The 24,449-nt window shown below is 60.7% G+C and carries 24 protein-coding genes; 14 read left to right on the forward strand and 10 right to left on the reverse strand.

Translation table 11 applies throughout. The features are described from left to right. Positions 1 to 40: 40 nt before the first annotated feature. Both KO492_RS09890 and KO492_RS09895 read right to left on the reverse strand, forming a co-directional pair. Positions 41 to 1,378, reverse strand: a complete 1,338-nt coding sequence (locus KO492_RS09890) for an ammonium transporter (protein ID WP_216044799.1) — start codon at positions 1,376 to 1,378, stop codon at positions 41 to 43. 34 nt (positions 1,379 to 1,412) lie between these two features. Further along, entirely contained in the window at positions 1,413 to 1,751 is a 339-nt protein-coding gene (locus tag KO492_RS09895; protein WP_066604500.1) for a P-II family nitrogen regulator, read from the reverse strand. Positions 1,752 to 2,023: 272 nt separating this feature from the next. Here KO492_RS09895 and KO492_RS09900 point away from each other — a divergent pair, with 272 nt between their 5' ends. Continuing rightward, entirely contained in the window at positions 2,024 to 4,201 is a 2,178-nt protein-coding gene (locus KO492_RS09900) for a transglycosylase domain-containing protein (RefSeq protein ID WP_216044800.1), read from the forward strand. Between the two features lie 151 nt (positions 4,202 to 4,352). Here KO492_RS09900 and KO492_RS09905 read toward each other — a convergent pair whose 3' ends face one another. After that, positions 4,353 to 4,937 (reverse strand): MlaC/ttg2D family ABC transporter substrate-binding protein, encoded by a 585-nt coding sequence (locus KO492_RS09905; protein WP_216044801.1) that lies wholly within the window; start codon positions 4,935 to 4,937, stop codon positions 4,353 to 4,355. Beyond that, positions 4,930 to 5,703: an MlaA family lipoprotein gene (locus tag KO492_RS09910; RefSeq protein ID WP_216044802.1), complete on the reverse strand. Its 774-nt coding sequence runs from the start codon at positions 5,701 to 5,703 to the stop codon at positions 4,930 to 4,932. The genes KO492_RS09905 and KO492_RS09910 overlap by 8 nt, the downstream gene beginning before the upstream one ends. A 220-nt stretch (positions 5,704 to 5,923) precedes the next feature. Between KO492_RS09910 and KO492_RS09915 the strand changes: the two genes are divergently transcribed. The 7 genes from KO492_RS09915 to KO492_RS09945 are packed head-to-tail and all read left to right on the forward strand — an operon-like array spanning position 5,924 to position 12,584. Continuing rightward, the gene (locus KO492_RS09915; protein WP_216044803.1) at positions 5,924 to 7,663 is read left to right on the forward strand and encodes a type I secretion system permease/ATPase; all 1,740 of its coding nucleotides are present in this window, start codon (positions 5,924 to 5,926) and stop codon (positions 7,661 to 7,663) included. Then, positions 7,660 to 8,976, forward strand: a complete 1,317-nt coding sequence (locus KO492_RS09920; RefSeq protein ID WP_216044804.1) for an HlyD family type I secretion periplasmic adaptor subunit — start codon at positions 7,660 to 7,662, stop codon at positions 8,974 to 8,976. The genes KO492_RS09915 and KO492_RS09920 overlap by 4 nt, the downstream gene beginning before the upstream one ends. Before the next feature lie 28 nt (positions 8,977 to 9,004). Then, entirely contained in the window at positions 9,005 to 9,463 is a 459-nt protein-coding gene (locus KO492_RS09925; protein ID WP_216044805.1) for a RidA family protein, read from the forward strand. Next, positions 9,463 to 10,221, forward strand: coding sequence for a glycerophosphodiester phosphodiesterase family protein (locus KO492_RS09930; RefSeq protein ID WP_216044806.1), 759 nt, complete (start codon positions 9,463 to 9,465; stop codon positions 10,219 to 10,221). The genes KO492_RS09925 and KO492_RS09930 overlap by 1 nt, the downstream gene beginning before the upstream one ends. Positions 10,222 to 10,269: 48 nt before the next feature. Further along, the gene (locus KO492_RS09935) at positions 10,270 to 11,448 is read left to right on the forward strand and encodes a GNAT family N-acetyltransferase (RefSeq protein WP_216044807.1); all 1,179 of its coding nucleotides are present in this window, start codon (positions 10,270 to 10,272) and stop codon (positions 11,446 to 11,448) included. After that, on the forward strand, positions 11,441 to 11,743 hold the full coding sequence (locus KO492_RS09940; RefSeq protein ID WP_216044808.1) for a 4a-hydroxytetrahydrobiopterin dehydratase: 303 nt from the start codon (positions 11,441 to 11,443) through the stop codon (positions 11,741 to 11,743). Before KO492_RS09935 ends, KO492_RS09940 begins: the two co-directional genes overlap by 8 nt. Then, positions 11,736 to 12,584: a mechanosensitive ion channel family protein gene (locus tag KO492_RS09945; protein WP_216044809.1), complete on the forward strand. Its 849-nt coding sequence runs from the start codon at positions 11,736 to 11,738 to the stop codon at positions 12,582 to 12,584. Before KO492_RS09940 ends, KO492_RS09945 begins: the two co-directional genes overlap by 8 nt. Positions 12,585 to 12,720: 136 nt before the next feature. Here the strand turns inward: KO492_RS09945 and KO492_RS09950 are convergent, their stop codons facing one another. Further along, positions 12,721 to 13,209, reverse strand: coding sequence for a peroxiredoxin (locus KO492_RS09950; RefSeq protein WP_216044810.1), 489 nt, complete (start codon positions 13,207 to 13,209; stop codon positions 12,721 to 12,723). 78 nt (positions 13,210 to 13,287) lie between these two features. Here KO492_RS09950 and KO492_RS09955 point away from each other — a divergent pair, with 78 nt between their 5' ends. From KO492_RS09955 to KO492_RS09965, 3 genes are read left to right on the forward strand one after another with little or no spacing between them, the layout of a single operon-like run. Further along, complete coding sequence (locus KO492_RS09955; RefSeq protein ID WP_216044811.1) at positions 13,288 to 14,493, forward strand: NAD(P)/FAD-dependent oxidoreductase; 1,206 nt, start codon at positions 13,288 to 13,290, stop codon at positions 14,491 to 14,493. After that, complete coding sequence (rsmD, locus tag KO492_RS09960; RefSeq protein WP_216044812.1) at positions 14,493 to 15,053, forward strand: 16S rRNA (guanine(966)-N(2))-methyltransferase RsmD; 561 nt, start codon at positions 14,493 to 14,495, stop codon at positions 15,051 to 15,053. The genes KO492_RS09955 and rsmD overlap by 1 nt, the downstream gene beginning before the upstream one ends. After that, positions 15,050 to 15,697, forward strand: coding sequence for an HAD family hydrolase (locus tag KO492_RS09965; protein WP_216044813.1), 648 nt, complete (start codon positions 15,050 to 15,052; stop codon positions 15,695 to 15,697). The genes rsmD and KO492_RS09965 overlap by 4 nt, the downstream gene beginning before the upstream one ends. A gap of 108 nt (positions 15,698 to 15,805) precedes the next feature. Here KO492_RS09965 and KO492_RS09970 read toward each other — a convergent pair whose 3' ends face one another. From KO492_RS09970 to sfsA, 3 genes are all read right to left on the reverse strand, one after another. Beyond that, positions 15,806 to 16,903: a TRAP transporter substrate-binding protein gene (locus tag KO492_RS09970; RefSeq protein WP_216044814.1), complete on the reverse strand. Its 1,098-nt coding sequence runs from the start codon at positions 16,901 to 16,903 to the stop codon at positions 15,806 to 15,808. 156 nt (positions 16,904 to 17,059) lie between these two features. Next, complete coding sequence (gene map, locus KO492_RS09975; protein ID WP_216044921.1) at positions 17,060 to 17,899, reverse strand: type I methionyl aminopeptidase; 840 nt, start codon at positions 17,897 to 17,899, stop codon at positions 17,060 to 17,062. Positions 17,900 to 17,974: 75 nt separating this feature from the next. Then, positions 17,975 to 18,667, reverse strand: a complete 693-nt coding sequence (gene sfsA, locus KO492_RS09980; protein WP_216044815.1) for a DNA/RNA nuclease SfsA — start codon at positions 18,665 to 18,667, stop codon at positions 17,975 to 17,977. Positions 18,668 to 18,828: 161 nt separating this feature from the next. Here sfsA and KO492_RS09985 point away from each other — a divergent pair, with 161 nt between their 5' ends. Genes KO492_RS09985 through KO492_RS09995 form a run of 3 tightly spaced genes read left to right on the forward strand, consistent with a single transcriptional unit; the run spans position 18,829 to position 21,234 of the window. Continuing rightward, the gene (locus tag KO492_RS09985; RefSeq protein ID WP_216044816.1) at positions 18,829 to 19,569 is read left to right on the forward strand and encodes a competence/damage-inducible protein A; all 741 of its coding nucleotides are present in this window, start codon (positions 18,829 to 18,831) and stop codon (positions 19,567 to 19,569) included. After that, positions 19,556 to 20,263: a GNAT family N-acetyltransferase gene (locus tag KO492_RS09990; protein WP_216044817.1), complete on the forward strand. Its 708-nt coding sequence runs from the start codon at positions 19,556 to 19,558 to the stop codon at positions 20,261 to 20,263. The genes KO492_RS09985 and KO492_RS09990 overlap by 14 nt, the downstream gene beginning before the upstream one ends. An 11-nt stretch (positions 20,264 to 20,274) precedes the next feature. Further along, the gene (locus tag KO492_RS09995) at positions 20,275 to 21,234 is read left to right on the forward strand and encodes an OmpA family protein (RefSeq protein WP_216044818.1); all 960 of its coding nucleotides are present in this window, start codon (positions 20,275 to 20,277) and stop codon (positions 21,232 to 21,234) included. Between the two features lie 41 nt (positions 21,235 to 21,275). Here KO492_RS09995 and KO492_RS10000 read toward each other — a convergent pair whose 3' ends face one another. Both KO492_RS10000 and KO492_RS10005 read right to left on the reverse strand, forming a co-directional pair. After that, positions 21,276 to 22,181, reverse strand: coding sequence for a LysR family transcriptional regulator (locus tag KO492_RS10000; RefSeq protein WP_066604438.1), 906 nt, complete (start codon positions 22,179 to 22,181; stop codon positions 21,276 to 21,278). Between the two features lie 213 nt (positions 22,182 to 22,394). Then, positions 22,395 to 24,413, reverse strand: a complete 2,019-nt coding sequence (locus KO492_RS10005; protein WP_216044819.1) for an FAD-dependent oxidoreductase — start codon at positions 24,411 to 24,413, stop codon at positions 22,395 to 22,397. Between the last annotated feature and the right edge of the window lie 36 nt (positions 24,414 to 24,449).

Below are 24,449 nucleotides of genomic sequence, written 5' to 3' on the forward strand. Positions count from 1 at the left end.
TTTGCATGCCCGGGTCAGGATTTTCAGACTGAGGAAGGGATCAGCCTTTGTAGAACTCCGGATAGGCTTCCATGCCAAGCTCGGCTTTGTCGAGGCCCATCATCTCTTCTTCTTCGGAGACGCGGATGCCCATGACAGCTTTCAGGATGAACCAGACGATACCGGAAGCGATCACAGTTGCGGCGCCGATCACGACGATACCATAGAGCTGTGCACCGAGGGTTGCGTCAGAGTTGGTGAAGACAACCGCGATGGTGCCCCAGATGCCGCAGATCAGGTGGACCGGGATCGCACCGACAACGTCATCGATTTTCAGCTTGTCGAGGAACGGGACAGCGAAGACCACGATCACGCCGCCGACCATACCGATGAGCGTTGCAGCACCCAAAGTCGGGGTGAGCGGCTCAGCAGTGATGGACACGAGGCCAGCCAGAGCACCGTTGAGCACCATGGTGAGGTCGACCTTGCCGTAGACCAGTTGGGTCACAACCAGAGCGGCAATCGCGCCACCGGCAGCAGCGGTGTTGGTGTTGGCGAAGATGCGGGACACGTCCGCCACGTCACCCACAGAACCCATAGCGAGCTGGGATGCGCCGTTGAAGCCGAACCAACCGAGCCACAGGATGAACGTACCCAGAGTAGCAAGCGTCAGGTTGGAACCCGGGAATGCCGTCACTTTGCCGTCTTTGTATTTGCCAAGGCGCGGTCCAAGGATGATCGCACCGGTCAGAGCGGCCCAGCCACCTACGGAGTGCACGATTGTGGAACCCGCAAAGTCGGAGAAGCCAGCTTCGCCCACAAAGCCACCGCCCCAGGTCCAGGAGGCTGTGATCGGGTAGATGATGGCAGTCAGAACGATCGTGAAGATCAGGAACGGCCACAGTTTGATGCGCTCAGCAAGCGTACCGGAGACGATGGACGCGGTTGCGCCACAGAACATCAACTGGAAGAAGAAGTCGGAACCGGTGGACGCATAACCGTAATCGTCAGCAGTTTCCGCCGTGATGCCAACAGCTTCGAGCACACCCGGACCGAAGACGCCGGAAAGCACACCGTCAACCGCCCAAGTTCCCAGCGGATACATCAGGTTGTAGCCGATCAGGTAGTAAAAGATCGACGCGAGACCGAACAGCGCGACGTTCTTGGTGAGCTGCATCGCCACGTTCTTAGAGCGCACGAGACCGGCTTCGAGCATGGCAAAACCAGCGGCCATGAAGAAGACGAGGAAGCCGCCGATCAGGAAGAGCAAGGTGTTGAGGATAAAGACAGTGTCGGTCGGCACAGCAACGGCGACAACCTCTTCAGCGTCTTGAGCAAAGGCCATAAGCGGCATCGCAGTTGCGAGCGCTGTGGCCGGAATAAACTTGGTGAGTTTCATAGGTTTCAGTCCCTTTCGTCTCGGGTAAGCGCGATTAGATCGCGTCGTCGTTGGTCTCGCCGGTACGGACGCGGGTTGCGCCTTCCACGTCGAGGACAAAAATCTTGCCGTCGCCGATCTTGTCGGTCTTGGCGGTGGTTGCGATGGTTTCGACAACTTGCTCGGCCATGGCATCGGCCACGACGATCTCAAGTTTCACCTTCGGCACGAAGTTCACGGCATATTCCGCGCCGCGGTAGATCTCGGTGTGACCGGACTGAGAGCCAAAGCCCTTGATCTCCGTCACCATCATGCCCCGAACGCCGATCCCTGTCAGCGCTTCGCGGACTTCTTCAAGCTTGAATGGCTTGATTGCAGCAATAATAAGTTTCACGTTTTTCCCCTTCCGTTTGAGCGGGTGGTGCACTTTGCAATGCTTGCCACGGCCTCAGCAAAACGATGTTAAGAGTTTCTTCACAAGCGATGGCGCTGATCGTTGTGAGACTTTTTCAAGCACACCTGCACAAAAATTATACATTTTGTGCGCTGAGATTAAAAAATGGGCGAAAAATAAAGATGTGAAGGCGACTCGTTTCCCCTCAACATTCAGACACCAGTTCATTACAGTCTGTCGCAATCAAACCTGGCAGATATCGAGCAAAAGACATGACAGGACCGAACGGGGGCAAGCGCAAGCTGGTGGCCGAGCGCCGCTATCCCAATGCTTCGAAACCGGTGAAAAAGCCGAAAAAGAAGGCCAAAACGCCGACACCGCGGAAGAAACCCGTGCGGCGCAAACCGACGCGCAAGTCGCCGTCGAACCCTGTGGTGCGGCTGGTCAGCGGGCTTTTCCGCTGGATCGGGCGGCTGATCTGGCTCACCGTGTCACGCGGCGCATTGGCGCTTGCGGTGGTGATCGGCATTGCGGTCTTCTATATCTATTCGACCTTGCCGCCCTATTCCGAGCTTCTGGACGGGCGCGCGCGCGGCTCTGTTACGCTTCTGGACCGCAACAGTTCGGTCTTTGCATGGCGTGGTGAACAGTTTGGCGGGCAAATTACGGCAGACACGGTCTCGCCCCACCTCAAGCACGCGATCATCGCAACGGAAGACAAACGGTTCTACCGCCACTTCGGCGTCTCTCCGCGCGGCATCGCCTCCGCCATCCGCATCAACCTGTCGGAGGGTCGCGGCCCTCTTTCCGGGCACGGCGGCTCGACGCTGACCCAGCAAACGGCCAAACTGTTGTGCCTTGGTGTGCCCTATGATCCGAACACCTGGAAAAACCAAACGGAATACGAGGCCGACTGTCGCGAGACGACAATGGCGCGCAAAATCAAGGAAATGGTCTTCGCCATGGCCATGGAAGCGCGCTATTCCAAGGACGAAATCCTGTCGATCTACATGAACCGCGCCTATCTCGGCGCAGGGGCAAACGGATTTGAAGCCGCCGCACAGCGCTATTTCGGCAAATCCGCCGCAGAGGTCAACATTGCCGAAAGCGCCATGCTGGCAGGGCTTTTGCAAGCCCCGACGCGATACGCCCCCACCAACAACCTGCAACGCTCGCAGGAACGCGCGGGGATTGTGTTACTGTTGATGAGCCAGCAGGGCTACATCACCGAAGAAGAACGCGCCTATGCCAAGGCACATCCGGCCGAACTGTCTGAAACCGCAGAAAAACGTGCAGGCGGGTATTTTGCAGACTGGGTTATGGGTTCGGGCCCTGACTTTCTCACCCGCGACACGACCGAAGATGTGGTGATCGAAACCACCTTTGACCAGCGCATCCAGTCTGCCGCAGAAGAGGCGCTGACATGGATCTTCGAGAACAAGGTGCGCGCAGGATCCGAGGCGCAGGCGGCGATTGTGGTGATGTCGGCGGACGGGGCAGTGCGGGCTATGGTCGGCGGGCGCAAGCTCAAGGTCTCCGGCGCTTTCAACCGTGCGACACAGGCCAAACGCCAGCCCGGCTCTTCCTTCAAACCCTTTGTCTACGCCACCGCGCTCGACATGGGCTGGTCCTATGACGATGTCATCATGGACGAACCGATCACGCTGGACATTCCCGGCTCCGGCCCGTGGTCGCCGCAAAACTATGACCGCAAGTTCCACGGCCCCGTCACCGTCACCGACGCGCTCAAACACAGCTACAACATCCCCGCCGTGAAACTGGCGATGGATGCGGGCCTTGAAAACGTGCGCACGGTGGCCGAGATGTTCGGCATCGAAAGCGATCTGGCGCAGGGTCCGGCACTGGCACTCGGGGCCTCGGAAACGACGCTTCTGGAGATGACCGGCGCCTATGCGGGCATTCTCAACGGCGGGTCATCCGTCACCCCTTACGGGCTGAAATCCCTGCGTTTGAAAGGGGATAGCACGCCCCTGATGGGTCAGGAAGGCGGGCTTGGCGAGCGGGTTATCACGCCGGACAGCGCCCAGCAGCTCATCTATATGATGTATAATGCCGTGCAGTCCGGCACGGGGGCGCGCGCACAAATCCCCGGTGTCGAAGTGGCGGGCAAGACCGGCACGACACAGGCCGCGCGGGACGCATGGTTCATGGGTTTCACCGCCGATTACGTCGCAGGCGTCTGGATGGGATATGACGACAACTCGCCGCTCACAGGCGTCACAGGCGGCGGGCTTCCGGCGGAAATCTGGCAACGCACGATGGCGCAGGTCCAGGAGGGGCTTGAGCCCAAACCGCTGCCCATGATCCGCCCTGCCACACCTCCCACGGTCAATGCGGTCGAGCGCAACACCAACACCGGTCGCGGCGGGGACAAGGCCGACAATGTGCTGCTCGACCTCTTGGGGACGATCTTCGGCGGGGGGAATTGAGGCGTCTGCAAACGGTCGGATAGATGTCGGACATGTGTCGGGCATTTTGAAAGGCACCCTGCTCCGTCCCCTAGACAACACGCATCAAAAAAACACATCAAAAAACGCGCCTCACAGGGCGCGTTTTTCACATTCACAGAGATGTCTTCGTTCAGCTCAACGCAGCGGCCAGCTTATCGATATTGCCGCCAGCCTTGTCGAGCATCGCACCGATCTCGGAGCGTTCGGATTTCAGAAGCGAAATCCCCTCGATCTGAAGGTCGATAAATTTTCCCGCCTTGTCATGCACGATGAACGAGATCGCAAAGGGCGGCTCCCCTTTGAGCACCGCCGTGCAACGCACATCATAGATCGAATTGATCTTCTGCGTGCTGTTGACCTCGACCCTGCCGCCAATGAACTCGCGGAAACGCGAGCCGTATTTGCGCGCGACATAAGTCTGGAACGCCTTGGTGAAACTCCGCAACTGCGCCGCAGACGCGCTACGCGCAGGCGGGCCAAGCACCGAACGCGCGATGTTGGGCATATCGGCGTAGCGCACCAGCACCTTCTCGAAATCCACATACATGGCCGATTCGGATTTACCCGAGTTGATGATGGCGTTGATGTCCGCCACAGCCTTGTCGATCAGGGCTTCGGCCTGAGCCGAAGAAAACGCCAAGGCCGATTGGGGCAGGATCAGAGCCGCCCCCAAAGCGCCCAGAACCGTCCGGCGTGTAAACGCGAAATCACTCATAGAAGTCCTCATATATGTCAAAAGCCGCTGCCTCCTGATCCGCTGCTCCGGCACCGGCCACGATCGGGGTTCCCAATTCGTAGCGGCGGTTGTCGAGATAGGTCAGGCGCATCTGGGCATAGCTGTCCGCGCTGTCATAAATCACGGATTCATAGAGATCGGAATAACGATAGCGTGTGTCCGCCAAATCGGCGACTTTCAGCCCTGTCTTGTAACCTTTTTCGGGATTGCCAAGCAGGTTGCCCACAGGATCAAGCGCGATATCGACCAGAAGACCCAAAGAGTCGCGCTCCGTCGACGGGCCATAGAGCGGCAGGACAACATAAGCCCCCTCGCCCATGCCCCAAGTATAAAGCGTCTCGCCGAAATCCGCGTCGCGCTCCTCAAGCCCCATGCCGGTCGCCGGATCGAACAACCCGCCGATCCCGATGGTGGCATTCACGGCAAACCGCGCGGTGTTGTGCAGCGCGTCACCGAAACGCAACTGCAAGACATCATTGACCACACTGCCCGGAATACCCAGCGTGTCGGAGACATTCGACAGCCCCTTGCGCAACGGATCAGGCACCACTGTGCCATAGGCCGTGGACACGGGTTTGATCACCGCCTTGTCCAGCGCGATGTTGGTGTCATGCCAGCCGCGGTTCACCTCTTCGTAAGGGTCGGCGATCCCGTCGGGACCGGGTGTCGCACAGCCGGCCAACACAATGACCCCGGCAAAAAGCGAAGTCTTGGCGAGTAACGGCCTTAGGGGAGATCGGGTCATTATGGCGAACCTTCGGACTAACAGATTGGACAAGACACGGGCGTCACAACACAGCCCGTCCCAGTGGGTATAAGCCACATAGTATTCCTGAAACAGAAGCCCAATATTAACACACCTCCTGTTAGAAATCCTGTGACATTGTTTCAACAGATCACCTCCGGCCAGTGCCGGACCACAGGCAGCGATGCCATATCAGACAAGACCGCGCTAAGACACCGCCATGACACAGGAAGAGATCCGCCTCGGCCAAGAAGAACTCGCCACTGTCCGGCGCAGCTCTCGCGGGCTGTTTTGGGCCTGTGGCGTATTTTCCATATGTATCAATCTGTTGATGCTTACCGGCCCGTTGTTCATGCTTCAGGTCTATGACCGTGTTCTGGGCTCCGGCTCGGAGGCGACTCTGGTGGCGCTGTTTTCCATCGTCGCCTTTCTCTATATGATGATGGGGCTGCTCGACGGCACGCGGGCGCGGATTTTGTCGCGAATCTCTGCGCGTTTCCAGACGCGGCTCGAAAACCGCGTGTTCCATGCGGCGATGGCGCAAGCCGCCCGAAACCCGCGCGACATCCGCAAAATTCGCGGCATGGACGATCTGACCGCCATTCGCCGGTTTCTCGCCTCTCCGGCCCTGTCGGCACTCTATGACCTGCCGTTCACCCCCGTTTTTCTCTGTGGCATTGCGCTGTTCCACCCCTATCTCGGCCTTCTGGCGGTGGGCGGCGGGGGGATGCTTGTGGCGGTTGCGCTGTTGCACCGTGCGGCGGCGAAACCGAAGCAGGACGCACTCATCCGCGCCGAAAACGAGGCGCAGCAGACCGCGAGTCGCATGACCACGGCGGCGGAGGCGCTGGCCGCGCTCGGTATGAAAGAGGCCGCATTCCGGCGCTGGCTCAAGGCCCGCGAGACCGCTTTGCGTCAAGGGGTGTCCAGCGAGGACACGACCCACGGCTTTACCGCCGCCTCCAGAGCGCTGCGCCTGTTCCTGCAATCCGCCATGCTGGCGCTTGGTGCGTGGCTGGTGCTTGAGCGCCAGTTGAGCGCAGGGGCGATGGTGGCCAGTTCGATCCTCTTGGGGCGTGCCTTGCAGCCGGTTGATATGCTGATCGGACAGTGGGGGCTGGTGCAACATGGTCTGCGCGGCTGGCGTGATCTGGCCGAATTGCTCGGACGCACCCCTGCCGAGACCCCGCGCACGGCCCTGCCCCGCCCGAAAGCCGCGCTGTCGGTTCAGCAACTCACCGTCACGCCGCCGGGACAAGTGCAGGCCGCTCTGCGGATGGTGGGATTCGATCTTGCCCCCGGCGAGGCTCTGGGCGTCATCGGGCCATCGGGGGCCGGAAAATCCACGCTGGCGCGGGCGCTGACGGGGGTTTGGTCGCCTGCGGGTGGCACAATCCGCCTCGATGGTGCGAAACTCTCGCATTATGACAGCGAGACGCTTGGCCGTTACATCGGCTACCTGCCGCAGCAGGTGCAGCTTTTCGACGGCACGATTGCCGAAAACATCGCCAAGCTCGCGCTCGCCCCTCAGGCCGAGGCCGTGATTGCCGCAGCGAAGAAAGCCGATGCCCATGACCTGATCCTGTCGCTGCCGGAGGGCTACGACACGCCGGTCTCTGCGGCGGGCGGGCTGTTGTCCGGCGGGCAGTTGCAGCGGATCGGTCTCGCGCGGGCGTTTTACGGCGATCCGGTGATCGTTATTCTCGACGAGCCCAATTCCAACCTCGACAATGCCGGCTCCCTCGCGCTCAACGCCGCGATTCGCCGCCATAAGGACGAAGGTGGAGCCGTGCTGATTATGGCGCACCGGCCCTCAGCAATTCAGGAATGTGAAAAGCTTCTGGTGCTGGAAGGCGGTTTGCGCCGTGCGTTCGGGCCGCGCGATCAGGTGCTGGGCGAGATGGTCAGGAACTCCAAAGACATTCTGCGCACCGCCACGGCGCAAGGAGGCATCCGATGAGCGCGCCGCCCCCCGCACAACAGGACTGGTCCGCACGCAGCCTCGTCTGGTTCGGGCTGGCCTGTCTACTGATCCTGCTTGTCGGCTTTGGCGGCTGGGCGATCTTTGCGCGAATCGACGGGGCCGTTGTTGCCCACGGGCAGGTGCAGGTCGAACAGAACCGGCAGGCCGTGGCCCATCGTGACGGCGGCGAAGTGGCGGCGGTTCATGTGCGCGAGGGTGCAGAGGTCGAAAAGGGGGCACTTTTGATCGAACTGGCCGCCGAGGACGATCTCAACGACATCGCAGTGCTGGAGCGCCAGTTGTTCGAACTGCTGGCCCGCGCAGCAAGGCTTGAGGCCGAACGCGACGGGGCCGCCGAGATCGCCCTGCCGCCGGAACTGGTCGCGCGTATGGCCGACGACCCGCAGGTGGCGCGATCCGTGGCCGGACAGATCGACCTGTTCCACGCCCGTCAGGAAACAGCCCGCGCGGAAATCGAACAGTTGAACAAACAGCGCAGCCAGATCGACGTGCAGATCAAAGGGATCGCAACTCAGAAAGCCGCCCTCACGGAACAGCTTGCGCTGCTCGAAGACGACCTTGCGGCGCAAACCGAATTGCTCGAACGTGGCCTCACCCAGCAAAGCCGCGTGACCGGCCTGCGCCGTGATGCGGTGCAATATACCGCCGAAATCGGGCGCCTGGACACGTCCGAGGCACAGGCACAGGTGCAGATCACCGAGATCGAGTTGAACATCCTCAAGACCCGAAGCGACCGCCGTGAAACCGCCATCACCGAGTTGCGTGATATTCAGGCAGAGATCGGAGGACTGCGCGAACAGCTCTCCGGCCTCACCGCACGACTGGAGCGCCTCGACATCCGCGCCCCTGTGGCGGGCGTCGTCTACGGCCTGTCCGTCTTCGGCCCCGGCGCGGTGATCCCGCCCGCGCAACCCGCGCTCTATATTGTGCCGCAGGACCGCCCGCTCATCATCACGGCGAGGATCAGCCCGACCCATGTCGATCAGGTCTACCCCGGCCAGCCGGTGCGTTTGCGCTTTTCCACATTCGACCGCCGCACCACACCGGAACTCGAAGCACAGGTCATGCGCGTTTCTCCCGATGCTTTTGTCGATGACGTCACCGGAGAAAATTATTACCGTGCGGACATCCATATTTCCGAGGCCCAGCGCGCCCGCCTCCCCGACGGGGCTGTGCTGATCCCCGGAATGCCCGTAGAAACCTATATGTCCACCGGCGAACGCTCGCCTCTTGCCTATCTGACCAAACCTCTGACAGATTATTTCATCCGCGCCTTCCGCGAGAACTGACGCGCAGCTAACACAAAGGACCCTCCCCATGGATCTTTCCGCCAAACTGGTCGACCTCGGCCTCACCCTTCCCGCCGCTCCGGCCCCTGCCGCCAATTATGTGCCCTTTGTCCGCAGCGGGACGCAGCTTTTTATCTCCGGCCAGATCTCCAACGGGCCTGACGGACTCATCTGTGGCAAGCTCGGAGCCGATATGACCACCGAAGAAGGGGCCAAAGCCGCCGAGACCTGTGCGCTGGCGCTTCTGGCTCAGGCCAATGCCGCCGTGGATGGCGACTTCTCCAAGGTGAAGCGACTGGTCAAACTCGTCGGTTTCGTCAATTCGACCGCAGATTTCACCGAACAACCCAAAGTCATCAACGGCGCCTCCAACCTGATGGTCAAGGTGCTGGGCGATGCGGGCCGCCATGCGCGCTCTGCGGTTTCCGCCGCCAGCCTGCCTCTGGGTGTTGCCGTGGAAATTGAAGCGGTGTTCGAGCTCGTCTGATGCCCCAATTACCAGAGATCTTTCTGAAGACGCCGATCGCGCACCGTGCCTTGCATGATGGCAATGTCACCCGTGCCGAAAACAACTTTGCCGCGCTGGATGCGGCCATCGCAAAAGGGTTCGGCATTGAAATCGACCTGCAAATGTCCTCGGACGGGGAGGCGATGGTCTTTCACGACTATGCGCTCAACCGCCTGACCGAAGGGCACGGGGCCTTTGCGCTCAACACGGCGGAGGAACTCGCGCAGTTGCGGTTCAAGACCGGCGAGGTCGGGGTGCCGACGCTGAAACAGGTTCTCGACCATGTGGACGGGCGTGCGCCGCTTCTGATCGAGGTCAAGGATCAGGACGGAGCGATGGGGCCGAGTGTCGGACGGCTGGAAGTGGCTGCGACCAAGGTGCTCGAAAGCTATCAGGGGCCGGTGGCCATGATGTCGTTCAACCCCCATTCCGTCGCGGTTCTGGCCGAGCTTTGTCCGCATCTGCCGCGCGGTCTCACCACCGCAAGCTGGGAAGATGACGCGGCCAAGCTCATTCCGGCCTCCCGCCGTGCGCCACTGCGCGACATTGTCGATTACGAGCGGGTGGGAGCGAGTTTCATCAGCCATCAATGGTCCGATCTGGAGCGTCCGCGTGTGGCGGAGTTGAAGGCGTCGGGTGCGCATATTCTGTGCTGGACGATCAAAAGCGCCGAAGAACAGGCCGAAGCCAGCAAGGTTGCAGAGAACATCACATTCGAGAACTATCTTCCGACTTGACGCGACGGTCCGGCGCGCCAGTTACAGGAAGACCACGGTGCACGGGATATGACGGAACAGATTGAGATAAGCCTGATCGACAGCCTCGACGCGATAGACGCCGGGGACTGGGATGCTTGTGCCACCCGTGGGGAGGGCGCGCCGGAAGATCCGTTTGTGACCCATCGTTTCCTGCTGGCGCTGGAGCGTTCCGGCTCGGTCGGTGCGGGCACGGGTTGGCAGCCGAGCTATCTTGTGGCGCGGCTTGGCGGCGAGGTGATCGCCGTTGCGCCGATGTATGCCAAGGGGCACAGTCAGGGCGAATATATTTTCGATCACAACTGGGCCCATGCCTATGAACAGGCGGGCGGGCGCTATTATCCGAAGCTGCAAATCGCGGTGCCGTTTACCCCTGTGACGGGGCGGCGTCTTCTGACCCGTCCGGGATTCGAGGAGACCGGCATGGCGGCCTTGGTGCAAGGCGCGGTCGAGGTCGCCTCGCAAAATGCGCTGTCCTCGCTGCACCTGACCTTTTGCGCCGAAGAGGAAGTCACGGCGGGCGAGGCAATGGGTCTGATGCATCGCACGGGGCAGCAGTTTCACTGGGACAATGCCGGATATGGCAGTTTCGACGATTTCCTACAGGCGCTGTCTTCACGCAAGCGCAAGAACATCCGCAAGGAACGTGCGCAGGCACAGGGGTTTGGCGGAGAGATCGTACAACTGACCGGAGAGGCGATCCGGCCGGAGCATTGGGACGCCTTCTGGCAGTTCTATCAGGACACAGGCAGCCGCAAATGGGGCACGCCTTACCTGACCCGCGCTTTTTTCGACGAGATACACGACACGATGCGCGACGATGTGCTTTTGGTGCTGGCGCTCAAAGACGGGCGGGCCATTGCGGGGGCGTTGAATTTCATCGGGCGGACGCGGCTTTTCGGGCGATATTGGGGCTGCACCGAATATCACCCGAGCCTGCATTTCGAGCTGTGCTATTATCAGGCCATCGATTACGCCATTGCCCACGGTCTCGACCGTGTCGAGGCCGGCGCGCAGGGCGAACACAAGCTGGCGCGCGGCTATTTGCCCAACACGGTGCATTCGCTGCACTGGATCAGGGATCCGGGGTTTGCGCGGGCCGTGGGTGATTATCTTGATGCCGAACGCGCCGCCGTGGCCGAGGAGGTCGAAGTGCTGACCTCTTACGGCCCGTTCAAATCCACCGGACAGGAGCAAGACCATGACTGAACTGTTGCAAGGAACTGCCCGCGACGAGGCGCTGGCCCCGCTTCTGGCGCAAGGCTGGACAGAAACCGCCAACGGAAACGCGATCCGGAAACGTTTTACATTCCGGAACTTTAACGAGGCTTTCGGGTTTATGACACGGGTTGCGCTTTTTGCGGAAAAAAGAGATCACCACCCCGACTGGCGCAATGTCTACCGGACGGTCGAGGTGGAGCTTTCCACCCATGACGCCGGCGGATTGACCGCGAAAGACGTCGAACTGGCAAGAAAAATGGACGAGGCAGCCGCATATGTTTGAAAATCTCATGAGTTACGAAATCTACGAAGGCCATCCGCTGGGCGACTATCTCTCGATCGAATTTCTGGCCGGAATTGCAGGGTCCATCGTCGGCGCTCTGGTTCTGCTGCTGATCGGGATGATCATTTCCGGCTGGGTCGGTCGCCGCATCCGCGCCATCGGGCTGAGATATGAGAGCCTCGACGACACGCTGTTCAATTTCCTCGCCAATATCGCGCGTTATGCGGTTCTGGCCTTTACCCTTCTGATCGTTCTCAACACCTTCGGCATCCAGACCACCTCGATCGTCGCGGTGATCGGTGCCGCCGGTCTGGCCATCGGTCTGGCGCTACAAGGCACCCTGTCGAACATCGCGGCGGGGGTGATGATTATCCTGTTCCGCCCCTTCAAAATCGGGGATTTCGTCGAAGTCTCCGGCAAGATGGGCACCGTCAAGGATATTTCCCTGAACTATACCGAGCTTGCCGATCTGTCGAATGTGCAGGTGATCGTGCCGAACTCGCAGGTCTGGGGCAATATCATCACCAACTACTCCACCAATGATACACGCCGTGCCGAGTGGACCTTTGGCGTGAGCTATGGCGCGAACCTGAAAATCGCGGAAGACGTGATCCGCAAGACGATCCTGTCCGATCCGCGTGCCCTGACCGATCCGGAGCCATTTATTCAGGTCAACAATCTGGGCGATTTCTCGGTCGATTTCCTTGTGCGTGTCTGGGTCAAATCCTCGGATTTCTTCGCCTTCTCGACCGATATGAAACGCGCGGTCAAAGAAGCACTGGACGAGGCGGGTGTGGAAATTCCCTTCCCGACCCGCACGGTCATCAACGCCGCCGAATAAGGCCGGACAACCAAAACCAACACACGAACGCCCGAGGTCATCCCTCGGGCGTTTGTCATTTCAGGCCCCGCGTCAGGGCGTTGTCCGAAGCGTTCCCCGCAAACCTGTCACATAGGTTTTCGCGAAACACGTACGATCAGATTTTTTCCAACAGGGACTCGCCCGCGGAAATCGTACATTCGCCGGGGCTGGCCTCGACTTCGAGCACCTTCACCACACCGTCTTCGGCATAGAGCGCGAAGCGTTTGGAGCGGTTGATCAGCCCCGCAGGCGGTGCGCTGAAATCCAGACCCAGCGCCTTGATAAACGCGCCTTCCGCATCGCCCAACATGGTGAGCCCCGCCTCATCTGCGCCGGTGTCTTTCGCCCATGCGCCCATCACGAAAGGATCGTTGACGGCGACGCAGATCACCTCGTCCACACCTTTTTCCTCGAATTTCGGCTTGGTGCGGATAAAGCTGGGCACATGCGCCGTTGTGCAAACGCCGGTATAGGCGCCGGGCAAACCGAACAGCACAACCTTGCGCCCCTTGAACTTGTCCGAAAGCTCGACGGCGGCAGGCCCCTCTGCTGTCATTTCAAGCACGCTGCCACCCGGCAGACTGTCTCCCACGCGAATTGTCATGATTCTGTTCCTCTGTGCGTTGTCATTCTGTCTCTCCACGATATAGGGTCAGCGCGTTTCACGACCAGAGGAAAGATCATGAGCCACTTCATCGTCATCGGGGCCGGACAGGCCGGTCAAAGCATTGTCACCACTCTGCGCGGCCAAGGGTTCGACGGCCGGATCACTCTGATCGGGGATGAACCAGTTCCGCCCTACCAGCGCCCGCCCCTGTCGAAAGCCTATCTTCTGGGAGAGATGGAACTGGAGCGCCTGTTCTTGCGGCCCGAAAGCTATTACGCGGACGAGAACATCACCCTGCGCACCAATGCCAAGGTCACCGGCATCGACCCGACGGCCAAAACCGTGTCCATCGGGGATGAGGTCTTGAGCTATGACAAGCTCGCACTGGCCACCGGCTCCGCCCCGCGCCTTCTGCCCGCCGCCATTGGCGGAAATCTTGAGGGGGTCTACACCATGCGGACGCTGGCCGATGCCGATGCGATCGAGCCAGAGTTCCGCGAAGGGGCCTCTGTGCTGATCGTCGGCGGCGGATATATCGGGCTGGAAGCGGCGGCTGTGGCCTCGAAAAAGGGGCTCAAGGTCACGCTCGTGGAAATGGCCGACCGGATTTTGCAGCGCGTTGCCTCGAAAGAAACCTCGGACTATTTCCGCGCCTTGCACAGCGCCCACGGCGTTGATCTGCGCGAGGATGTGGGGCTTGTCAAACTGAGCGGAGACGGTCGCGTGAAGTCCGCAGACCTGACCGATGGCACCACGCTGGACGTGGATTTCGTCATTGTCGGCGTCGGGATCATCCCCGGCACGGAGCTGGCCGAACTGGCCGGACTGGCGCTTGAGAACGGAATCAAAACCGATCTGCATGGCGCGACTTCTGATCCCGATATTTTCGCGGCGGGTGATTGTGCCTCTTTCCCGCATGAGGGCGTGCAGATGCGTCTTGAAAGCGTTGGCAATGCCATTGACCAAGGGGCCGTGGTGGCCAAGAACATGCTCGGTCAGGATGTGATCTACACGCCGAAACCGTGGTTCTGGTCCGATCAATATGATGTCAAACTCCAGATCGCGGGGCTCTCCGCCGGTCACGATCAGGTTGTGATCCGCGAGGGCGACGGGACGCGTTCGCATTGGTATTACAAAGACGGGCAGTTGATCGCCATCGACGCCATCAACGATCCGCGCGGCTATATGGTCGCCAAACGTCTGATTGAAAGCGGCAAGACCGCCGATCCGGACAAGGTGGCCGACCCCTCAACCGATCTCAAACAGTTGATGCGCGGCTGATGCGGATCATCGCGGGAGAGTTTCGCGGGCTGGCGCTGGCCTCTGTCGGCAAGGGCGACTCGGGGGCGCATTTGCGTCCGACCACGGATCGCGTGCGCGAGAGCCTGTTCTCTGTTCTGACCGCTGGCAAATATGGTGATGCGGTGACGGAGGCCCGCGTGCTGGACCTGTTCGCTGGCACCGGCGCGCTGGGGCTGGAGGCGCTCTCGCGCGGGGCGGAATGTGTCACCTTTGTCGATGACGGGCGCAAGGCGCAGGGGTTGATTGCCGAGAACATCAGGAAATGCCGTGCCGAGACGCGTTGCACCCTGATGCGCGCCGATGCCACGCGCCTGCCAGCCAATCCGTCCGCACCCTATGATCTGGTCTTTCTTGATCCGCCCTATGCCAAGGGGCTTGGCGAAGTCGCCATCGCTGCGGCTCTGGCGGGAAACTGGCTGACGCCCCGCGCCCTTGTGGTCTGGGAAGACAGCGCCCCCATCACCCCGCCTGATGCGCTCACCCTTCTGGACACGCGCAAATATGGCGACACGAAAATCAACTTTCTGGAGCCAGCATGACTGTAAAAGCCGTAATTTTCGATTGCGACGGGGTGATTGTGGACAGTGAGCCGCCTTTGCTGGAGTTCCTACAAAAGGACTTCGCGCGGTTCGGTCTCGACATCTCGATCCATGAGCTTGAAACCAAATATGTCGGGGGCACAATGGCGCGGGTCGGAGAGCGCGCCCGCGAAGCCGGAGCGGCCCTGCCGGACAACTGGATTGACGAGGTCTACCCTCGCGTTTTCGAGATGCTCGGCGCCGGTGTGCCGCTGATCGACGGGGTTGAAGCCGCCTTTGATGCGCTGGACGCGGCGGGCATTCCCTATGCGGTCGGTTCGAACGGACCGATGGAGAAGATGGATGTGACGCTTGGTGCCCATCCTGCGGTCTTTGCCCGTCTCAAAGGCCGTATCCATTCGGCCCACACTTATGGCACGGCCAAGCCGGACCCCGATCTGTTTCTGATCGCCGCAAAGCATCTCGGCGTTGCACCAGAGGACTGTGCAGTGATTGACGACAGCACCTCCGGCTGTATCGCCGCGCGGCGGGCGGGCATGAAATGTTTCGGGTTCGATCCTCACGGCGATGGCGCACGTCTCATTGCCGAAGGAGCCGAGCATCTTGCGGATATGCACGATCTGCCCGCACGTCTCGGGCTGTAACCGCAGGCTCTAGCCCTGCACGATACGCACACTCAATATGCAAAAGGGCCACCCGAAGGCGGCCCTTTTTCACATCTCATAACGCGATTCACACCGCAGTCCGGTCTGTTACCGGATGCGATCTTCCGACAGGTGCGCGGCAGAGGCCCCGCGCGTGTCGATCCACGGCTGGCGCTCCATCGCCTCGGCCACCATCGCTTTCACATCCGCCACAAGGGCGGCACCGTCATAGCCTTTGGCCGTCATCTCGGCGCTCCAGTCGTTTACGACCTCATCACCCACGGCTTTGACCCGTGCGGTCTCCTCCGCGCTCAACACGGCAATGGCATTGTCCGTCTGCGCAATCACCCGCAGCCCGTCTTCATCGCCCAGATCATAGGCCGCGCCCGACCATTGCGAGGCCAGAAGGCCGGAGTTCCGGTCGATCACCGCCTTGAGATCATCGGGGAGACTGTCGTATTTCGCCTTGTTCATCGCCCAGATGAAATAGAGGTTGTAAAACGCCGTATCCCCCGCGATATCCGTATGGCTGTCGGTCAACTCGTCGAGCTTCAGGGAGGGGGCCATCTCATAGGTGATCATGCCGCCATCCAGAACGCCCTTGGCCAGAGCTTCGGGAAAGGCGGGCACAGGCATCCCCACGGGCACCGCGCCCAGCTTGTCGAGCAACAGGGTCGAGGTCCGCGTCGGAGCGCGCAGTTTGAGGCCTTGGAAATCCTCCATGACCTCCAGTGGCGCGCCTTTTTTATGCACCAGCCCTTCGCCATGCATATGCGCGGCCAGAAGATGCACGTCCTTGAAATCATCCAGCAGATATTTCTGGGTAAAATTCCAAGCGGCCACAGAGGCCAGTTCGCCCGATTTGGGCATCATGAACGGCAGTTCCAGCGCCTCGGTTTCGGGAAAACGCCCCGGTTGATAGCCCGGAACCACCCAACCACCATCAATCGCGCCATCGCGGATCATGTCATATTGGTCGGAGGCTTTGCCGCCCAGCTGCATGAGCGGATACATTTCAATCTTGATCCGCCCGCCGCTGTCTTCCTCGATCTTCCTGACCCAAGGCTCCATGAAATAGATCGGAGCCCCGGAGTTGGGCGAAACGAAATGTTGGAAACGAAGTGTCACATCCTGCGCGAAAGCAGAGGTGGCAACACAGAGAATGGCAGCACCCGAAAGCGCCGCCCGCAAAAGGGTCGATGTCATTGGTGTCCCCCTTGGGGCCCGCCAAGGTCCGGCGCTCGGACGGGCCTGCGTGAGTGCCGTTGGACAGGGGCAAGCGTGCCGCAAGTCAGCCGAAACGGCAAACTGCCCTTGTTCTAGTGGGGGAGATCACGGCTGGCAAGACAACTTGCGCGCCGCTCAGGCCTTCACAGTGGGATAGTAGATGTCACCCGGCGAAAGCGTAAATATCTCGCAACCGGTAGCCGTCACGCCAATGGAATGCTCGAATTGTGCCGAGAGTTTCTTGTCCTTGGTGATCGCGGTCCATTCGTCGCGCAGCACTTTGGTCTCTGCACGGCCCAGATTGATCATCGGCTCGATGGTGAAGAACATGCCCTCTTCCAGAACCGGTGCTTCATCCCCCGGACGGCGATGCGGGACATAGTGCAGCACATTTGGCGGCGCGTGGAACACACGGCCCAGCCCGTGACCGCAGAAGTCGCGCACGACAGACATCCGGTTCTTGTGGGCATGTTCCTGAATCGCACGGGCGATGTCGTCGAACGTATTGCCCGGCTTGACCTGTTCAATGCCGAACATCAGGCAGTCATAGGTGACCTGCACCAGACGTTCCGCGAATTTCTTGGGCTGGCCGACGAAATACATCCGGCTCGTGTCCCCGAACCAGCCATCTTTGATGACCGTCACGTCGATGTTGATGATGTCACCGTCGAGCAGCGTGTCATCCTTGTGACCCGGAATTTTCGCACCGGGGATGCCGTGGCAAACCACATGATTGGTGGAAATGCAGGAGGCGTGTTTGTAGCCCTTGTAGCCGATGGTCGCGGACGTGGTGCCAAGTTCGGTCACGCGGCGCTCGATAAAGGCGTCAATCTCGCCCGTGGTCGCGCCCGGCACGACAAGAGGGCCGACCTCGTCAAGGATCTGTGCCGCAACAGCCCCTGCCGCGTGCATGCCGGCGAAATCGGCATCCTCGTAAATTCGAATTCCGTCTTTGGTAATGCGGCCGCGATGCATATCGTCCAAGGGTCCACTCCGTTCTCTTTGGCCCCGATATAAGGGGTTCGTCGCAAAAGGGCCAGTGCCGCGGTGTCACATCTGTTGCAAAGGTCTGGGCACAAAAACGACCTGCTTCGGCGTAATCTCGACCCCGAAGACCATGATCTCGACACCGGCGGCACGGGCGTCGGCCTCGGCTTGCGCATAGGTCGGGTCGATGTCGGCGGCGGGTTTGAAACCTGTGCAATCATCGCGCGAGACCAGATAGAGCATCACGGCGCGCTCCCCTGCGGCAACCCGATCGGCCAGAACAGACAGGTGCTTGGCCCCGCGTGCGGTTTTCGCATCCGGAAATTCGGCCAGCCCCGCAGAGCGCGAAAGCGTCACGGATTTCACCTCAACCCAGACCGGCTGTCCATCTTGCGTCACCAGAAAATCCGCCCGCGAATTTTCCCCGTATTTGACCTCCGCACGCACATCACCCGCCAGCCCCGGCACAGCGCCAGACAGCAGGGCCTCTTTCACCACGCGATTGGCGACACCGGTATCGACCACCACATTTGCATGTTCCAGTTCGACAATCCGCAGCCCGTATTTCAGCTTCTTTTTCGGGTCGTCATTGGGTTCGACCCAGACCTTCGTGCCTTCTTCGGCCAGCCCCATCATCGAGCCGGGGTTCGGGCAATGCGCCGTCACCTCCCGCCCGTCTTCAAGGCGAATATCCGCGAGGAAGCGTTTGTAGCGACGTAAAAGCGTGGCGGGGATCAGGTCGGTTTGAAAGCGCATGGCCCGAGGAGTAAAGCCTTTCGCGCGAAACGTGAAGCGCCGTCGGGGTGGCACATGGCACAAGATCGGCCCTTTTCGACAAGGTTTTTCACCAAACCGGATTCAGCTTTCACAAAAAAAGCATTATATCCGAAGGGACAGCCGCTCAAGGAGGGCGCGAGATGACCAGTAAAAACCCAACAGCCGCAATTCTCATTATCGGGGACGAAATCCTCTCCGGCCGCACCCGCGACGCGAATATGTATCACCTCGCAGGCGAATTGACCCGTGCCGGGATTGATCTCAAGGAAGCGCGTGTGGTCTCCGATGATCGTGCCGCGATTGTGGAGGCGGTCCGTGCACTGTCTGCAAAATACACCCATGTGTTCACCTCCGGCGGGATCGGGCCGACCCATGACGACATCACCGCCGATTGTATTGCGGAGGCCTTCGGGCGCACCATTGACGTGCGCGACGATGCCAAGGCGCTTCTGAGCGCGCATTACGAAGGGCGCGGCGTGGAGTTCAATGAGGCACGGATGCGCATGGCGCGGATTCCCGAAGGGGCGGTCCTGATCGAAAATCCGGTGTCCATCGCGCCGGGGTTCTCGGTCGAGAATGTGCATGTCATGGCGGGCGTGCCGAATATCTTTTCCGCCATGGTTGCGGGGCTTTTGCCAACGCTGACCGGTGGCAAGCCCCTGCTGTCACAGACCTACCGCATCAATCGTCCCGAAAGCGCGGTCGCGCAACCTCTGGGAACATTGGCGGAGAAATATCCGGCGCTGTCGATGGGGTCTTATCCTTTCGTTCAGAACGGGGCCTATGGCACCAATATCGTGATCCGTGGACAGGACGGGGCCTTGGTCGAGGCCGCGATGATGGAACTGGCCAAACTGTTCCCTGCCGATGAACAGGGCTGAGCTTTTCCGCGCCTTCGAAGCGACATGGCCGCCTGCGCGTTGTGAGCGCATCGGCCCTTTCACCTATCGCGAAGGCGCGGAGGGCGGCAGTCGCGTGTCCGCTGCGACTTTGGAGGGGGCGCTCTTTGATGCGGCTCTGGACGACATTGAAGCGCGGTTTGCCCGAGATGCCCGCCCTGCCCTGTTCCAGATTCGCAGCGGGGAAGACGCCTTTGACGCCATACTCGAACAGCGCGGCTACCGCATGTTCGATCCAGTCGCCTGTCTCACCGCCCCCGTGGAACGGTTTGCCGCCCCGAAGCCCGAAGACGGCTATGTCGGCTGGCCACCCACCGCGATCCAGTGCGAAATCTGGGCCGAGGGCGGCATCACGGCGGCGCGGGTCGATGTGATGCGCCGAGCGCCGGAGCCGAAATGCAGCCTGCTCGGGCGGTTGGGCGACATGCCTGCGGGCACGGCCTTCGTTGGGCTGCACGGTGAAATCGCGGTGCTGCACGCGCTAGAGATTGCACGCCCCGCCAGACGCCAAGGGCTTGCCCGTGCGATGATGGGGCTGGCGGCAGATTGGGCACGCCGGAACGGTGCCACGCAGCTCGCCCTGCAAGTGACCCGCGACAATACGGCGGCGCTTGCGCTCTATTCTTCGCTTGGAATGGAAGAGGCGGGGCACTACCACTACAGAACCAATACTTAGACCGGACCCTCATGACCTTTTCGCTTCGCCTTGCCCTGTGCCTGCCCACGATATTTTGCGGCCTTCTCTGCGCCGGTCACGCACAGGCGCGCGATCTGTTCGGGCTGGAGCTTCCCGGTGCGGCGAGCGAAACCGGACGGCATAGCGAGGCGGCCTCTGCCGAGCCCTTTCCGGTTCGGGCCTATCAGGGCGTTGATACCCCCCGTATCATGGCCGAAGGCGATATAGAGCGCGTGGCCTATCGCCTCACGGGCACCTCTCTGACCAGCCATCAGATGATCTCTGCGCTACGCGAACAGTTGGAAGCACAAGGATTCGATATTCTGTTTAGCTGCGCCGATACGGTCTGTGGCGGGTTTGATTTCCGCTATCTTCTGGACCTGTTGCCGGAACCTGCGATGCATGTGGACCTCGGGGATTATCAATATCTTGTCGCGCAGGACGACAGCGAACGGGTGGTCTCCGTGCTGACCAGCCGTGCGCCGACTTCGGGCTTTGTGCAGATCACCACGGTGGTCCCTTCCGACGCGCCACCCGTCGAGTTGACGCAGCCGGACAGTACCGAAGTTTTGCCACAGCTTGCACAGCCGACAGGCGCTCTGGCCACGCAACTGGAAAGCCGCGGGCGTGTGGTGCTTGGAGATCTTGCCTTTGACACAGGGGCGGCCACGCTCGGCGCCGGTCCCTTTGCCTCGCTGCAAAGACTCGCCTCCTATCTCATGACCCATCCCGAGGTGCGGATTGTTCTGGTCGGGCATACGGACAATGTCGGCGCGCTCGACAGCAACACCGCCCTGTCGCGCAAACGCGCCCAATCGGTGCGACAACGCCTGATCTCCCGCTACGGCGTGTCCTCCGCCCAGATCAGCGCCGAAGGCATCGGCTATCTCGCGCCGCTTGTGTCCAATGGCACCGAAGACGGGCGTGAACAAAACAGAAGGGTCGAAGCGGTGATCGCCTCGACCCAGTAAGGCTTGCGCCCTCTCTTCCACGAGAATTCAACAGCGGTGGTTCACCACTTGTCCGGCCCTTTGTCGGCAAAGGAATGGACCAGAAAATCAATAAACGCGCGCACTTTCGGCTGGGTAAACCGCCCCGGCGGATAGACGGCATAAATGCCTTGGGTCTCCGCCGGAAGCTCCGGAATGGCCTCGACAACCAGCCCTTGATCCATCGCATCGGCGTAGAGGAAGGACGGTAGATAGGCGATGCCAAGGCCGGAGATACAGGCATTGAGCAGGGATTGCCCGTCATTCACGGTGAGCCAGCCAGCGGTGCGGACCTGACGCTTTTCGCCGGACGGGGCCGTGAGTTTCCAAACCGCGCCGTTCGACTGGTTGGAATAATGCAGCAGCTTGTGCTCGTTCAGATCGTCAATCTTTTGCGGGCGACCGAATTTTTCAAAATAGGCGGGCGCGCCGACCATGCGTTTGGTGGTCTCGGTCAACTTGCGGGCGCGCAGGGTGCTGTCTTCCAGCTCGCCAATGCGCACCGCCATGTCGAACCCTTCGGAAATCAGTTCCACATACCGGTTGTTGAGCACCATATTCACGGTGATGTCGGGAAATTCGGAGAGGAATTCCCCCAACACCGGCGAGAGGTGGTTCACGCCGAAATCCGTGGCCACAGAAATGCGCAACAGGCCGGACGGCGCGGATTGCATTGAGGTCACAAGCGCGTCGGCCTCGCCCGCGTCATTGAGCACACGGCGGGCGCGGTCGTAATAGGCCAGTCCGATCTCCGTCGGTGACACGCGGCGCGTGGTGCGGTTGAGCAGACGTGCGCCAAGACGTGCCTCAAGCGCGGAAACATGTTTGGAAACGGCGGATTTGGAAATCCCCATCTTCTTGGCTGCATCCGTGAAACCGCCCTGATCCACAACCGTGGCGAAGGCTTCCATTTCAGTCAGTCGATCCATTTAATCTTACCTACCATCTTGGCCCCAGTGCCGACGGGTATGTCACGCAATTCAGGCAAGAATGGGGAGGACGGGAGACAATAGCGTGGTCTTTCGCGAATAGTGTTGTTTCGGGAAACGCGGCAACCGGCGCAACACTGGCGGAAACACGGGCGAAAATGCCCGCCGGATCATGCCTCCGGCGGGAGTATTTTATGCAACAAAGGAAACGGCTTAGAGCGAAGCCGCGAGGCGCGCGCCCTGATCTATGGCACGTTTGGCGTCAAGTTCGGCGGCCACATCCGCCCCGCCGATGACGTGACAGGGCTTGCCTGCCACCTCCAACGCATCAACAAGGCTGCGCTCGGAAAGCTGGCCCGTGCACAGAACGATGGTGTCCGCTTCGATCAGTTGTGGCGTGTTGTCTTTGGTGATCCACAGCCCTTCGGGCACAATGCGGTCATAGGAGACGCCGCTCATCATCTTGACCGCTTTCATCTGGAGCGTTGCGCGGTGGATCCAGCCGGTCGTCTTGCCCAGACGTTTGCCGGGTTTCTCGGCCTTGCGCTGCAACAGGGTGACTTGGCGGGCGGGCGGTTCGGGATGCGGACCCTCGGGAGACAGGCCACCGCGATGTTGGACGGGGTCGGTGATGCCCCATTCCTCTTTCCACTCTGACAGGTTGAGCGTCGGGCTTTCGGTGGTGGTCAGATATTCCGCCACATCGAAACCGATGCCCCCCGCCCCGATCACGACGACACGCGGGCCTGCCTCGCATCTGCCGCGCAGCACGTCGATATAGGTGACGACATTGTCGTGATCCTTCTGGCCCGGAATCTCCGGATCGCGCGGGATCACGCCTGTGGCGAGGATCACCTCATCGAACGGGGCCAGAAGATCGGCGGTTGCTTCTGTGTTCAGACGCAGGTCGATGGCAGAGCGCTCGACCATTGTGTTGAACCAGTCAACGAGGCCGATGAATTCCTCCTTGCCCGGCACTTTTTTGGCCATGTTGAGCTGGCCGCCAAGCTCGCCGGACTTATCGAACAGCGTCACCTTATGGCCGCGCTGGCTTGCGACCAGACCGGCCATGAGACCGGCGGGCCCTGCGCCGACGACAGCGACGGTTTTCGGCTGGTCGGTTTGCGTGTAGCTCAGTTCGGTTTCGTGGCAGGCGCGCGGGTTCACCAGACAGGAGGTGAGCTTGCCCGAAAACGTGTGGTCAAGGCAGGCCTGATTGCAGGCGATACAGGGCGCGATTTCGTCGGCCTTGTCGGCCATCGCTTTCGCCACGAAATCGGGATCGGCCAGAAAGGGGCGCGCCATAGAGACCATGTCGGCACAGCCATCGGCCAGCACATCCTCGGCCACTTGCGGATGGTTGATGCGGTTCGAGGTGATAACGGGGATCGCCACCTCGCCCATCATGCGTTTCGTCACCTCCGTAAAGGCCGCACGCGGCACAGAGGTGGCAATCGTGGGCACGCGGGCTTCGTGCCAGCCGATGCCGGTGTTGAGAATCGTCGCGCCGGCTTTCTCGATCTCTTTGGCAAGCTGCACGACTTCGTCCCATGTCGAACCGTTCGGGATCAGGTCGATCATGGAGATACGGTAGATAATGATAAACTCGGGACCGACCGCAGCACGGCAGCGATTGACCGCCTCAATGGCGAAGCGCATCCGGTTTTCATAAGAGCCGCCCCACGCGTCTTCGCGGCGGTTTGTGTGGGTCACGAGGAACTGGTTGATCAGGTAACCTTCGGAACCCATGACCTCGACACCGTCATATCCGGCCTCTTTGGCGCGGACGGCGGCGGTGGCAAAATCCGCGATCTGTTTCTCGATGCCAGCCTCGTCAAGCTCTGTCGGCTTGAACGGCGAGATCGGAGATTTGATCGCCGAGGGGGCCACGCATTGGGGACCATAGGCATAGCGGCCCGCGTTCAGGATTTGCATTGCGATCTTGCCGCCTTCGCGATGTACCCGATCTGTGACCGTGCGATGGTTGGCGATGTCCTGATCCGTGAAGAGACCGGCCGCGCCCGGATAGACACCGCCTTCGACATTGGGGGCCATGCCGCCGGTGACAATCAGCCCGGCGCCACCCTTGGCGCGTGCGGCGTAAAAGGCGGCGACGGCCTCCCAGTCCCCGCGCTCTTCGAGGCCGGTGTGCATCGACCCCATCAGGGTCCGGTTGCGCAATGTGGTGAATCCCAGATCGAGCGGTGCCAGCAGATGCGGATAGTGGGTCATGTCGTGTGCCTCCCTTTGCTGCATCAAAATGCGCAG

The sequence above is a fragment of the Celeribacter halophilus genome, from assembly GCF_018860305.1.
Classification (GTDB): Bacteria; Pseudomonadota; Alphaproteobacteria; order Rhodobacterales; family Rhodobacteraceae; genus Celeribacter; species Celeribacter halophilus_A.

Excerpts from the sequence above, each read along its gene's own strand:
- KO492_RS09890 (WP_216044799.1), bottom strand. The coding sequence starts at position 1,378 with ATGAAACTCACCAAGTTTATTCCGGCCACAGCGCTCGCAACTGCGATG.
- KO492_RS09900 (WP_216044800.1), top strand. The coding sequence starts at position 2,024 with ATGACAGGACCGAACGGGGGCAAGCGCAAGCTGGTGGCCGAGCGCCGC.
- KO492_RS09905 (WP_216044801.1), bottom strand. The coding sequence starts at position 4,937 with ATGAGTGATTTCGCGTTTACACGCCGGACGGTTCTGGGCGCTTTGGGG.
- KO492_RS09910 (WP_216044802.1), bottom strand. The coding sequence starts at position 5,703 with ATGACCCGATCTCCCCTAAGGCCGTTACTCGCCAAGACTTCGCTTTTT.
- KO492_RS09915 (WP_216044803.1), top strand. The coding sequence starts at position 5,924 with ATGACACAGGAAGAGATCCGCCTCGGCCAAGAAGAACTCGCCACTGTC.
- KO492_RS09920 (WP_216044804.1), top strand. The coding sequence starts at position 7,660 with ATGAGCGCGCCGCCCCCCGCACAACAGGACTGGTCCGCACGCAGCCTC.
- KO492_RS09925 (WP_216044805.1), top strand. The coding sequence starts at position 9,005 with ATGGATCTTTCCGCCAAACTGGTCGACCTCGGCCTCACCCTTCCCGCC.
- KO492_RS09930 (WP_216044806.1), top strand. The coding sequence starts at position 9,463 with ATGCCCCAATTACCAGAGATCTTTCTGAAGACGCCGATCGCGCACCGT.
- KO492_RS09935 (WP_216044807.1), top strand. The coding sequence starts at position 10,270 with ATGACGGAACAGATTGAGATAAGCCTGATCGACAGCCTCGACGCGATA.
- KO492_RS09940 (WP_216044808.1), top strand. The coding sequence starts at position 11,441 with ATGACTGAACTGTTGCAAGGAACTGCCCGCGACGAGGCGCTGGCCCCG.
- KO492_RS09945 (WP_216044809.1), top strand. The coding sequence starts at position 11,736 with ATGTTTGAAAATCTCATGAGTTACGAAATCTACGAAGGCCATCCGCTG.
- KO492_RS09950 (WP_216044810.1), bottom strand. The coding sequence starts at position 13,209 with ATGACAATTCGCGTGGGAGACAGTCTGCCGGGTGGCAGCGTGCTTGAA.
- KO492_RS09955 (WP_216044811.1), top strand. The coding sequence starts at position 13,288 with ATGAGCCACTTCATCGTCATCGGGGCCGGACAGGCCGGTCAAAGCATT.
- rsmD (WP_216044812.1), top strand. The coding sequence starts at position 14,493 with ATGCGGATCATCGCGGGAGAGTTTCGCGGGCTGGCGCTGGCCTCTGTC.
- KO492_RS09965 (WP_216044813.1), top strand. The coding sequence starts at position 15,050 with ATGACTGTAAAAGCCGTAATTTTCGATTGCGACGGGGTGATTGTGGAC.
- KO492_RS09970 (WP_216044814.1), bottom strand. The coding sequence starts at position 16,903 with ATGACATCGACCCTTTTGCGGGCGGCGCTTTCGGGTGCTGCCATTCTC.
- map (WP_216044921.1), bottom strand. The coding sequence starts at position 17,899 with ATGCATCGCGGCCGCATTACCAAAGACGGAATTCGAATTTACGAGGAT.
- sfsA (WP_216044815.1), bottom strand. The coding sequence starts at position 18,667 with ATGCGCTTTCAAACCGACCTGATCCCCGCCACGCTTTTACGTCGCTAC.
- KO492_RS09985 (WP_216044816.1), top strand. The coding sequence starts at position 18,829 with ATGACCAGTAAAAACCCAACAGCCGCAATTCTCATTATCGGGGACGAA.
- KO492_RS09990 (WP_216044817.1), top strand. The coding sequence starts at position 19,556 with ATGAACAGGGCTGAGCTTTTCCGCGCCTTCGAAGCGACATGGCCGCCT.
- KO492_RS09995 (WP_216044818.1), top strand. The coding sequence starts at position 20,275 with ATGACCTTTTCGCTTCGCCTTGCCCTGTGCCTGCCCACGATATTTTGC.
- KO492_RS10000 (WP_066604438.1), bottom strand. The coding sequence starts at position 22,181 with ATGGATCGACTGACTGAAATGGAAGCCTTCGCCACGGTTGTGGATCAG.
- KO492_RS10005 (WP_216044819.1), bottom strand. The coding sequence starts at position 24,413 with ATGACCCACTATCCGCATCTGCTGGCACCGCTCGATCTGGGATTCACC.